12 protein-coding genes are annotated in these 11177 nt (G+C 60.2%); 5 read left to right on the forward strand and 7 right to left on the reverse strand.

The annotated features are described in order from the left end of the window. Together OQK_RS06095 and OQK_RS06100 are read right to left on the reverse strand one after the other, a co-directional pair. On the reverse strand, window positions 1–930 hold a 930-nt coding region (locus OQK_RS06095), incomplete at its 3' end, for an amino acid ABC transporter permease (RefSeq protein ID WP_038860635.1). Between the two features lie 66 nt (window positions 931–996). Further along, entirely contained in the window at window positions 997–2028 is a 1032-nt protein-coding gene (locus OQK_RS06100) for an amino acid ABC transporter substrate-binding protein (protein WP_016771583.1), read from the reverse strand. A gap of 468 nt (window positions 2029–2496) precedes the next feature. On the opposite strand from OQK_RS06100, the gene OQK_RS06105 reads away from it, so the two are divergent. The 5 genes from OQK_RS06105 to OQK_RS06125 all read left to right on the forward strand — a co-directional run bounded on the left by OQK_RS06105 (window position 2497) and on the right by OQK_RS06125 (window position 7779). After that, window positions 2497–3153 carry an alpha/beta hydrolase gene (locus OQK_RS06105; protein WP_016771584.1) on the forward strand — a complete coding sequence of 219 codons (657 nt, stop codon included), beginning with the start codon at window positions 2497–2499 and terminating at the stop codon, window positions 3151–3153. A 96-nt stretch (window positions 3154–3249) separates the two neighbouring features. Further along, window positions 3250–4728 carry an ATP-dependent RNA helicase RhlB gene (gene rhlB / locus OQK_RS06110; RefSeq protein WP_016771585.1) on the forward strand — a complete coding sequence of 493 codons (1479 nt, stop codon included), beginning with the start codon at window positions 3250–3252 and terminating at the stop codon, window positions 4726–4728. A 117-nt stretch (window positions 4729–4845) separates the two neighbouring features. After that, a complete protein-coding gene (locus OQK_RS06115; protein ID WP_016771586.1) occupies window positions 4846–5790 on the forward strand; it encodes an ornithine cyclodeaminase family protein in 945 nt (314 codons plus the stop codon). A 150-nt stretch (window positions 5791–5940) separates the two neighbouring features. Then, a complete protein-coding gene (locus OQK_RS06120) occupies window positions 5941–7068 on the forward strand; it encodes an NAD(P)/FAD-dependent oxidoreductase (RefSeq protein ID WP_016771587.1) in 1128 nt (375 codons plus the stop codon). 84 nt (window positions 7069–7152) lie between these two features. Beyond that, window positions 7153–7779 carry a helix-turn-helix transcriptional regulator gene (locus OQK_RS06125; RefSeq protein WP_016771588.1) on the forward strand — a complete coding sequence of 209 codons (627 nt, stop codon included), beginning with the start codon at window positions 7153–7155 and terminating at the stop codon, window positions 7777–7779. A 54-nt stretch (window positions 7780–7833) separates the two neighbouring features. Here OQK_RS06125 and OQK_RS06130 read toward each other — a convergent pair whose 3' ends face one another. The 5 genes from OQK_RS06130 to OQK_RS06150 form a co-directional block, all read right to left on the reverse strand. Next, window positions 7834–8610: an ABC transporter substrate-binding protein gene (locus OQK_RS06130; protein ID WP_016771589.1), complete on the reverse strand. Its 777-nt coding sequence runs from the start codon at window positions 8608–8610 to the stop codon at window positions 7834–7836. 279 nt (window positions 8611–8889) lie between these two features. Then, window positions 8890–9342 (reverse strand): molybdopterin synthase catalytic subunit MoaE, encoded by a 453-nt coding sequence (gene moaE / locus OQK_RS06135; RefSeq protein ID WP_016771590.1) that lies wholly within the window; start codon window positions 9340–9342, stop codon window positions 8890–8892. A 2-nt stretch (window positions 9343–9344) separates the two neighbouring features. Continuing rightward, window positions 9345–9587 carry a MoaD/ThiS family protein gene (locus tag OQK_RS06140; RefSeq protein WP_016771591.1) on the reverse strand — a complete coding sequence of 81 codons (243 nt, stop codon included), beginning with the start codon at window positions 9585–9587 and terminating at the stop codon, window positions 9345–9347. After that, window positions 9584–10057 (reverse strand): cyclic pyranopterin monophosphate synthase MoaC, encoded by a 474-nt coding sequence (gene moaC / locus OQK_RS06145; protein ID WP_008080206.1) that lies wholly within the window; start codon window positions 10055–10057, stop codon window positions 9584–9586. The genes OQK_RS06140 and moaC overlap by 4 nt, the downstream gene beginning before the upstream one ends. A gap of 241 nt (window positions 10058–10298) precedes the next feature. After that, the coding region (locus OQK_RS06150) for a PhoH family protein (protein WP_016771592.1) at window positions 10299–11177 on the reverse strand (879 nt) is incomplete at its 5' end.

Here is an 11177-nt window from a genome sequence, read left to right on the forward strand (position 1 = left end):
GATCACTTTGCGCAGGGTCGGGCCGTTGCGCAGGCCAAGCGAACGCGCCGCTTCGGTCTGGCCGTGGCTGACCGACTTGATCCCGGAACGCACGATCTCGGCGATGAACGCTGCGGTGTACACGGTGAGCGCCAGGGTCAATGCCAGCAGTTCCGGGATCAGCACCCAGCCACCGACAAAGTTGAAGCCCTTGAGCTCGGGCATTTCCCAGTGCAGCGGAGCGCCGAAGATCAGCGCGCACAGGGTCGGGATCACCAGCGCAATTGCCAGGCCGGTCCAGAACTTGTGGAACGGTACGCCGGTTTCTTCGAAGCGCTTGTTGGCCCAGCGGCACATCAGCACGATGCCGACGATCGCCAGGACGATGCTGACCACGAACGCCCAGAAGCCGTCAGCGGCGAGTGCGGCCGGCATGTTCAGGCCACGGCTGCTGACGAAGAAGGTGTCGCCGAAGTTGTGGCTGTTGCGCGGCCCCGGCATGGTCAGGAACACCGCGAAGTACCAGAACAGGATCTGCAGCAGCGGCGGAATGTTGCGGAATACTTCCACATACACCGTCGCCAGTTTGGCAATGATCCAGTTCTGCGACAGCCGCGCTACACCGACGATGAAACCTAAAATCGTCGCCAGGATCACGCCGATAAAGGTCACCAACAAGGTGTTGAGCAGGCCGATGACAAACACCCGCGCGTAACTGTCCGCTTCGGTGTAGTCGATCAGGGTTTGAGCGATGCCGAATCCGGCACTGCGCTCCAGAAAGCTGAAGCCGGAGGTGATGCCCCGGTGCTGAAGGTTGGTTTGCGTATTGTCGAACAGGTACCAGCCAAGCGAGACCACCGCCACAACCGTGATGATCTGGAATAGCCACGCACGCACTCGTGGATCGCTGAGGCTGAGCCTCTGCTTTGGTGCGCCGATTGAATTTTGCATGAAGTGCCCCGGAAGAAATGGAACAAGAACATCACCCGGCGGTTGGCCCGCCGGGCGATAGAACCATTAGCGCACTGGTGGTGCGTACTGAATGCCGCCGTTGTTCCACAGGGCGTTCAGGCCACGGTCGATTTCCAGCGGAGTGCTCTTGCCGAGGTTTTTCTCGAAGATTTCGCCGTAGTTGCCGACTTGCTTGACGATCTGCACAACCCAGTCTTTCGGCAGTTTCAGGTCTTTGCCGTACTCGCCGTCAGCGCCGAGCATACGGGCTACGTCCGGGTTCTTGGTGGACTTGGCTTCAGCTTCGACGTTCTTCGAAGTGATGCCGGCTTCTTCGGCATTGAGCAGCGCGTAGCCGACCCAACGCACGATCGCCAGCCACTCGTCGTCGCCGTTACGTACGACCGGGCCCAGTGGTTCCTTGGAAATGGTTTCCGGCAACACCACGTAGTCCTTCGGCGAGGCCAGCTTGCTGCGCTGGGCGAACAGCTGGGACTTGTCGGAGGTCAGCACGTCGCAACGACCGGATTCCAGCGACTTGGCGCTTTCATCGGAGGTATCGAAGGTGATCGGGGTGTATTTCAGACCGTTGCCACGGAAGTAGTCGGAAACGTTCAGTTCGGTGGTGGTACCGGCCTGGATGCAGATGGTCGCGCCGTCGAGCTCTTTGGCACTTTTCACGCCCAGCTTGTTGTTCACCAGGAAGCCGATGCCGTCGTAGTAGGTGATGAAGCCCGGGAATTTCAGGCCCATGCCCGCGTCACGGGAACTGGTCATGGTGGTGTTGCGCGACAGGATGTCGATCTCGCCGGATTGCAGCGCGGTGAAGCGCTCCTTGGCGTTCAACTGGCTGAACTTGACCTTGTTGGCGTCGCCGAAAACGGCTGCGGCCACAGCGCGGCAGACGTCAGCATCGATGCCGAGAATCTTGCCGGTCGCATCCGGTACCGAGAAGCCCGGCAGACCGTCGCTCACGCCACACTGCACGAAACCTTTTTTCTGTACCGCATCCAGGGTTGCACCCGCCTGAGCGAACCCGCTGACGCCGAGTACTGCTGCAGCAGTCACGACCGCCAGAGTGGATTTCAACATCTTCATTCAAACCTCCAGTTTTGCTCTTGTTGTGTCGGAGCTTGAGTCCTGTCGCACCCTTTTGAGGCGTTGTTGACCCGTGTTGGCTTTTTTTGGGGTCAACCGACGTAAGACCTTCGCTATGAGTCTAGTAGGAGAAAATCCACATCATGGATCACTCACTTCTCACCAATCGGCCGAACGGGCTGTAGCCCTTTCACGTTCGCTAAGCCCGTTGCGGCCATTGGCGAACATCCATCACCGGATTCGTTGCTATCCCATCACGCGACTGACACTGATAGTGTTACCGCCGCGCAACGGATGCTTCGTACGCAAAGCTCCATAGCAAACGCCGTACCACACCGCTTGCGAAAGTGATTGCGCGACACGTCAATAGCTAAACTTGTAACCTTGCGACATCTTGTTAACGGATCAACCGGGCGCGCACTTCAATCACGCACTCAATGAGAGCGCCCGCACATTTTTGGAGCAGACATGACCGAGCCCTTGATTCTTCAGCCTGTTAAGCCCGCAGACGCCTGCGTGATCTGGCTGCACGGCCTCGGCGCCGACCGTTACGACTTCCTGCCGGTGGCCGAGGCGTTGCAGGAAAGTCTGTTGAGCACGCGCTTTGTGCTGCCGCAGGCACCGACCCGTCCAGTGACGATAAATGGCGGATATGCCATGCCCAGCTGGTATGACATCAAGGCCATGAGCCCGGCCCGGGCGATCGATCGCGACGAACTGGAGGCGTCGGCAGAGCGCATCATCGAGCTGATCGAAAACGAGCGCGCCAGCGGGATAGACGCCTCGCGGATTTTTCTTGCCGGGTTTTCCCAGGGCGGCGCAGTGGTGCTGCACACCGCTTTTCTGAAATGGCAGGGACCGCTGGGCGGGGTGCTGGCGTTGTCGACGTACGCACCGACATTCAGCGACGAACTGGAGTTATCCGCCAGTCAGCAGCGTATTCCGGTGCTGTGTCTGCACGGGCAGTTCGATGGCGTGGTGCAGAACTCGATGGGGCGCACTGCCTATGAGCATTTGGTGAAGCATGGTGTCACCGTGACATGGCAGGAATACCCAATGGAGCACGAAGTGTTACCTGAAGAGATTCGCGACGTCGGCGTCTGGCTGAGCGAACGCCTGCGCTGATTTGCGAGCAATGTCCGCCCATTGATCCCTCCTACTACGCCGCGCCCGATTCTTGCATTACACTGGCCGGCGTACATTCCTTAACCAACTGATGAGATGACCGTGCTCAAAGCACTCAAGAAGATGTTCGGTAAAAGCGAGGCTGAGCAGCTCGCGCCAGTTCCCAGTGCGCCGTCGCACGCCCCCGGTCATCGCACCGATGCCCCGCAGGCCGACCGCCCCGCTCCCGCAGCCGCACCGAAGCCAGAAGAAATACCCGCTGCGCCAGCGCCAATTGCCGTAGAGCCTGCACCCAGCGAAGCGCCGAAACCGGCCAGGCCACGTCGCGAACCGAAGCCCAAGGCACCGGTCATTCCATGGAAACTCGAAGACTTCGTCGTCGAGCCGCAGGAAGGCAAAACCCGCTTTCACGATTTCAAGCTTGCTCCGGAACTGATGCACGCCATCCAGGACCTGGGCTTTCCGTACTGCACGCCGATCCAGGCGCAGGTGCTGGGTTTCACCCTCGCCGGCAAAGACGCCATTGGCCGCGCGCAGACCGGCACCGGCAAGACCGCCGCGTTCCTGATCTCGATCATCACCCAGTTGCTGCAGACGCCGCCGCCGAAAGAGCGCTACATGGGCGAACCGCGCGCGCTGATCATCGCGCCGACCCGTGAGCTGGTGGTGCAGATCGCCAAGGACGCCGCTGACCTGACCAAGTACACCGGCCTCAACGTCATGACCTTCGTCGGTGGCATGGACTTCGACAAACAGCTCAAGCACCTCGAAGCACGTCATTGCGACATCCTCGTCGCCACGCCGGGCCGCCTGCTCGACTTCAACCAGCGCGGCGACGTGCATCTGGATATGGTCGAAGTGATGGTGCTGGACGAAGCCGACCGCATGCTCGACATGGGTTTCATCCCGCAGGTACGGCAGATCATTCGCCAGACCCCGCCAAAGTCCGAACGCCAGACTTTGCTGTTCTCCGCAACCTTCACCGAAGACGTGATGAATCTGGCCAAGCAATGGACCACCGATCCGGCCATCGTCGAAATCGAAATCACCAACGTCGCCAACGAGAACGTCGAGCAGCACATCTACGCCGTGGCCGCTGCCGACAAATACAAGCTGCTCTACAACCTGGTCAACGATAACGGTTGGGAGCGGGTCATCGTGTTTGCCAACCGCAAGGACGAAGTACGCCGCATCGAAGAGCGCCTGGTGCGTGACGGCATCAACGCCGCGCAGCTGTCCGGCGACGTACCGCAGCACAAGCGCATCAAGACTCTTGAAGGTTTCCGCGAAGGCAAGATTCGCGTGCTGGTCGCCACCGATGTCGCCGGTCGCGGCATCCACATCGACGGTATCAGCCACGTGATCAACTTCACCCTGCCGGAAGTGCCGGACGACTACGTGCACCGCATCGGCCGTACCGGTCGCGCAGGCGCTGACGGTGTGTCGATCAGCTTTGCCGGCGAGGACGATTCCTACCAGTTGCCGTCGATCGAAGAAAAACTTGGTCGCAAGATCAGCTGCGAAACCCCGCCGACGCATCTGCTGCGTGCGGTTGAGCGCAAGCGTCCGCAGTAAGCTCCGCTATGTGAGAAAGCGCAGCCGGAAACGGACTGCGCTTTTTTTATGCCCGATGGTTGCTCGCCAGAACTAAAAGTCCATAATGGAAAAATAAGTTTAGTTTCGGAGCGCGAAATGTCCAGTACGCCTTATGTGATCGATCAAGCCCAGGCCCATGAGCTATTGGCGCGTATCGATGTTCCGCAAATCCTGCGCAAGCTGTTCCGCGATCTGGCGGCCGGTAACGCCGTGCAGCCGGCGCAGCAATTGGTCGAGTTCCCGCAGGGCGCCGGCGACTTCATCAATTATCTGGGCGTGCTGGCCGAGGATGGCGTGTACGGAGTGAAGACTTCGCCGTACATCGTCCGTGAGCAGGGTGCGCTGGTGACGGCATGGACATTGTTGATGTCGATGAAAACCGGCCAGCCGCTGCTGCTCTGTGATGCCGGCGAACTGACCACCGTGCGCACCGCCGCGACCACGGCAGTGGCGGTCGACGCCCTCGCCCCGTTGGACGCCCAGCGACTGGCAATCATCGGCAGCGGCAAGGTAGCTCAGGCGCATCTGCATTATGCCAAGACGCTGCGCGACTGGCAGAGCATCAGCCTGTATTCGCCATCGCTGCTGGAAGATGCGGAAACACAGACTGTGTTGAAGTCCATCGCGCCGTCACTGAAGATTGCCGACAGCCGCGAGACCGCCATCTCCGATGCTGACGTGATCATGCTCTGCACCTCGTCTGCCGGGCCGGTGATCGATCCGGCGCAACTGCACAAACCGGCGCTGATCACCTCGATCAGCACCAACGCCCCGCGCGCCCATGAAGTACCGCCGCAAAGCCTCAACGACATGCAGGTGTTCTGCGACTATCGTCAGACCACGCCGGGTTCGGCAGGTGAGATGCTGATTGCCGCCGAACAGCATGGCTGGAGCAAGGATTCGATTGTTGGCGACCTCGCCGACTTGCTCAGCGAAAAAGTGCAACGCCCGGGTTACGGCCGTCACGTGTTCTTCCGTTCAATCGGCTTGGGCCTGGAAGACATCGCCCTCGCCAATGCGGTTTATCACTTAACCCATTAACGCCAAAAATCTCCTGTGGGAGCGAGCCTGCTCGCGAATGCGGTCTGACATTCACCGAAGATGTCGACTGATACACCGCTTTCGCGAGCAGGCTCCCTCCCACGAGGGACTAGCGAACGCCTTGATATTGCGTACCCACTGGAGACCTACATGAGCCACGCAGATTTCATCATCATCGGCGGCGGGATTGCCGGCGCTTCTACCGGGTTCTGGCTGGCGACGCACGGCAAAGTGATCGTGCTCGAGCGTGAAACCCATCCCGGCTATCACTCCACCGGTCGCTCCGCCGCGCTGTACACCGCCGCCTACGGCACCGCACAGGTCCGCGCACTGACTCAGGCCAGCCGCGCATTTTTCGACAGTCCTCCGAGCGGTTTTTGCGAGCACCCACTGCTGACCCCGCGCGGCGAAATGACCGTCGACTTCATCGGTGATCCCGCCGAACTGAACAACCAATACCTCAGCGCCAAAGCCACGGTGCCGCAGATGCAACTGCTCAGCGCCGACGAAGCCTGCGCGCGCCTGCCGATCCTGCGCCGGGAAAAAGTCCACGGCGCGATCTACGATCCATCGGCCTGCGACATCGACACCGACGCGCTGCATCAAGGCTACCTGCGCGGCATTCGGCGCAATCACGGCGAAGTCCGCACCGATTGCGAGGTGCTCGGCTTGAGCCGCGATGCCGATGGCCTGTGGATCGTGCAGACCAACGGCGAGACATTCAGCGCACCGGTGCTCATCAACGCCGCCGGTGCCTGGGCCGACAAGATCGCTGGCCTGGCCGGTGCGCAGCCGCTGGGTCTGCAACCGAAACGCCGCGCTGCGTTTATCTTTGCCGGCCCGGAAGGCGTGGACACTCATCACTGGCCGATGCTGGTCAGCCTCGACGAATCCTTCTACATGAAGCCCGACGCCGGCATGTTTCTCGGCTCGCCGGCCAACGCCGATCCAGTCGAACCGCACGACGTGCAGCCGGAAGAACTCGACATCGCCATGGGCATCTATCAGATCGAAGAGGCCACCACGCTGACCATCCGCCGCCCGACCCGTACGTGGGCCGGTCTGCGCAGTTTCGTTGCCGACGGTGATCTGCTCAGCGGCTTCGATCCGCAAGTTCCGGGGCTGTTCTGGGTCGCCGCGCAGGGCGGTTACGGCATCCAGACGTCGCCGGCGATGGGCCAAGCCAGTGCGGCACTGGTGCGCGGCGAGCCGTTTCCCGAGCACCTGCATGAATTCGGTCTGGACAGCGCCATGCTCTCACCGGCCCGACTGGCTTGATCGCATCGACTCGTCGAAAAGATTGCGGCACACTCGCAGCGCCCCGGCACAAGGGGCGCTGACGCTGCCTGGAGCTCCACTGTCATGACTGCCCCCGAATTCGATCCGGCGCTGGATAACTTCCGCGCCATCGCCGACGCCATCGCCACGCTGTTCTTCCCCCACGCCGAGGTGGTGCTGCACGACCTGCGCACGCAGAAGGTCGACTACATCGCCAACAACCTGTCCAAGCGCGAAATCGGCGACGACTCGTCGCTGGAAGACATGCTCAGCGAGGATGTCAGCGACAGGAACATCGGCCCGTACGAAAAGCTCAACTGGGACGGTCAGAAAATTCGCAGCCTGAGTACCGTGCTGCGTGACAGCGAAAGCCGTCCGCTGGCGGTGCTGTGCATCAACTTGAATATTTCCCTGTTCGAGAACGCCAAGGCGGCGCTGGACCTGTTCCTGTCACCGAGCAAGCTGATTCCGCAGCCGGACTCGCTGTTCCGTGATGACTGGCAGGAGCGCATCAACACCTTCCTCCACGCCTGGTTGCGCGAGCGGCAGTTGAGCCTGAATCTGCTGACCCGTGACCACAAACGCGAACTGGTGCTGGCGCTGCACGCCGAGGGGGCGTTCAAGGGCAAGAGCGCCTCGAACTACGTGGCCAATGTGCTGAACATGGGGCGGGCGACGGTGTACAAGCATTTGAAGGAATTGAAGGGCTGAATTCTGCGGTGACTCGTCCGGCCACATCGCTGGCAAGCCAGCGATAACGGACTGTCAGTCGCCGTAGATATCGGTCTTGAAATACTTCTCGGAAATCTTCTGGTACTCGCCATTCGCGCGAATCCCGTCGATGGCGCTGTTCAACTGGCTGACCAGTTCACCGTTGCCCTTGCGCACGGCAATCCCCGCGCCCTCGCCGACGTACTTCGGATCCTTCAGCTCCGGCCCGACAAACGCGTAACCCTTGCCGCGCGGCATCGACAGGAAGTCATTGAGCGGAATGGTGTCGGCAAAAATCGCATCAAGGCGCCCCGCCGCCAGGTCCATGTAGATCTCTTCGTTGTTGCCGTAGCGCTTGACGTTGATGCCCTTGGGTTCGAACACCTCGGTGGCGTAACGATCAGTGGTGGTCGCGCGCTGCACGCCGACGTTCTTGCCTTTGAGGCTGGCGTACTGATCATCCACCGTCGCGCCTTCCTTCATCACCAGACGCGAAGAAGTGAAGTAGTACTTGTGGCTGAAATCCACCGACTTCTTGCGATCTTCATTGATGGTCATCGACGACAGCGCCATGTCGATCTTCTTCACTTTCAGCGAAGGAATCAGCCCGTCGAACTCACCTTCAACCCAAACGCACTTGACCTTCATCTGCGCACACAGGGCGTTGCCGATGTCGTAGTCGAAACCGACGATTTCACCTTTGTCGGTTTTCGAAGCGAACGGTGGGTAAGCCGCTTCGATGCCGATGCGCAAGGTTTTCTCGGCGGCAAAGGTGCTGGCACAGGCCAGCAAGCTGAAGGCAAGGCCGGTGATGAGGGGGAGTTTCTTCATGTTCGTTCTCTCGCGGGTTGTTGTTGGTTTGGCGAAGAAGAGCAGCTACAAGCGGCAAGCTGATAGCTGCAAGACAGAAGCTATTATTGTACTTTGAAATCCATACTGGACTTATAGGTACAAACCGTCAATCCGCGAGAAGAGAGTGTCTGCGAGGTTTTTGCCGTTACAGATGGCCCCTTCGCGAGCAAGCTCGCTCCACATTGGATTTGTGAACGACATAGATCCAATGTGGGAGCGAGCTTGCTCGCGAAGGCGTACTGAGGGGCGCTACAGGAATTACTTCTTCCAGCGATCGGCGGCGGCATGATCACTGTCCCGCCCTTCGACCCAACGTGGTCCATCGCTGGTATTTTCTTTCTTCCAGAACGGCGCGCGGGTTTTCAGGTAGTCCATGACGAAGGCGCAGGCATCGAACGCGGCCTGGCGATGGGCGCTGGCGGCGCCGACGAAGACGATCGGCTCGCCCGGCTCCAGCGCGCCAATGCGATGCAGCACTTCCAGTTTCAACAGCGGCCAGCGCTGCTCAGCTTCGACAGCGATCTTGCCGAGGGCTTTTTCGGTCATGCCCGGATAATGCTCGAGGAACATCCCGGCCACGTCGAGACCGTCGTTGAAGTCGCGCACGTAACCGACAAAGCTCACCACCGCGCCAACGCCGACGTTGGCCGCGTGCATCGCATTGACTTCAGCGCCCGGATCGAACGGCGTGGCCTGCACGCGAATCGCCATGCTCAGCCTCCGGTCACGGTGGGGAAAAACGCCACTTCGTCGCCATCGACCACCGGCTCGTCGAGCTGGCAGAGGTCTTCGTTACGTGCGCACATCAGGTTCTGCTCGCTCAGCACTTCGGCGCCATCACGTTGCGCCAACAGTGCGCGAACGTCATCGACGGTAGCGAAATCGCCTTCAACCGCAACCGAATCCACGCCCAGCGCTTCACGGTAGCGGGCAAAAAACTTCACGGTCAGTTTCATGGCTGCTCCGCCTGGAAGTGGCCGCTCTTGCCGCCGACTTTCTCCAGCAGCCGCACGCTTTCGATGGTCATGCCACGGTCGACGGCTTTGCACATGTCGTAAATGGTCAGGGCGGCGACGCTGGCGGCGGTCAGCGCTTCCATCTCGACGCCGGTCTGCCCGGACAACTTGCAGCGCGCGACGATACGCACGCTGTCCTCACCCTCGGCGCTGAGTTCGACTTTGACGCCAGTCAGCATCAGCGGATGGCACAGGGGAATCAGATCGCTGGTTTTCTTCGCCGCCTGAATCCCGGCAATGCGCGCCACGGCGAACACATCGCCCTTGGGGTGGCCGCCGCTGACGATCATCTGCAGGGTTTCAGGGAGCATGCGCACCAGCGCTTGAGCGGTCGCTTCACGGAACGTCACGGCTTTTTCAGTGACGTCGACCATGTTGGCGCGACCTTGGGAATCGAGATGAGTCAGCACGGGATTACTCCTGATCAGGAGCGTGGATTGTAAACCTGTGGGTCAGATATCCGCATCACTGATTATGAAATCACCGTTGCCCCCTGTGGGAGCGAGCCTGCTCGCGAAAGCGGATTCAGATTCACTATAGATGTTGACTGATACACCGCATTCGCGAGCAGGCTCGCTCCCACAGGAGATATGCATTCATCCATAAAAAAAACCGGGCGGCTTTAAGGGCCGCCCGGTCTTGTGGGAAGGGTTACAGATGCGATTCGGCGTATTCGGCCAGGATCGAGCGAGGCACCCCTTGCAGCGTGATGTGCACACCGTTGGGGAAATCCTTGAAGCGTTCGGTCAGGTAGGTCAGCCCGGAGCTGGTCGCGGACAGGTATGGGGTGTCGATCTGCGCCAGGTTGCCCAGGCACACCACTTTGGAACCGGCGCCGGCACGGGTGATGATGGTTTTCATCTGGTGCGGCGTGAGGTTCTGGCATTCGTCGATCAGGATCAGGCTCTGCTGGAAGCTGCGACCGCGAATGTAGTTGAGCGATTTGAACTGCAACGGCACTTTGCTGAGGATGTAGTCGACGCTGCCATGGGTGTTTTCGTCATCCATGTGCAAGGCTTCGAGGTTGTCGGTGATGGCGCCCAGCCAAGGCTCCATTTTCTCCGCTTCGGTGCCGGGCAGGAAACCGATTTCCTGGTCCAGGCCCTGCACGCTGCGGGTGGCGATGATGCGGCGGTAACGCTTGCTGACCATGGTCTGCTCGATCGCAGCGGCCAGCGCCAGAATGGTCTTACCGGAACCGGCGGCGCCAGACAGGTTGACCAGATGAATGTCCGGGTCAAGCAACGCATACAGGGCCAGACTCTGATAGATGTCGCGCGGCTTCAGGCCCCAGGCCTCCTGATGCAGCAGCGGTTCCTGGTGCAGGTCGAGGATCAGCAGACGGTCTTCCTGGATTTCCTTGATCCAGCCGACAAAGCCCTGCTCGTCGATGATGAACTCGTTGATGTGCACGGCCGGCAGGTTGTCGATCAGTTGCACCTGATGCCAGGTGCGGCCGTGGTCCTGACGGGTTTCGACCTTGCTCACGCGGTCCCAGAAGGAGCCGGTCATGTTGTGGTAGCCGTTGGG

It is taken from the genome of Pseudomonas sp. R62 (assembly GCF_000257605.1).
In the GTDB taxonomy this organism is placed as follows: domain Bacteria; phylum Pseudomonadota; class Gammaproteobacteria; order Pseudomonadales; family Pseudomonadaceae; genus Aquipseudomonas; species Aquipseudomonas atacamensis.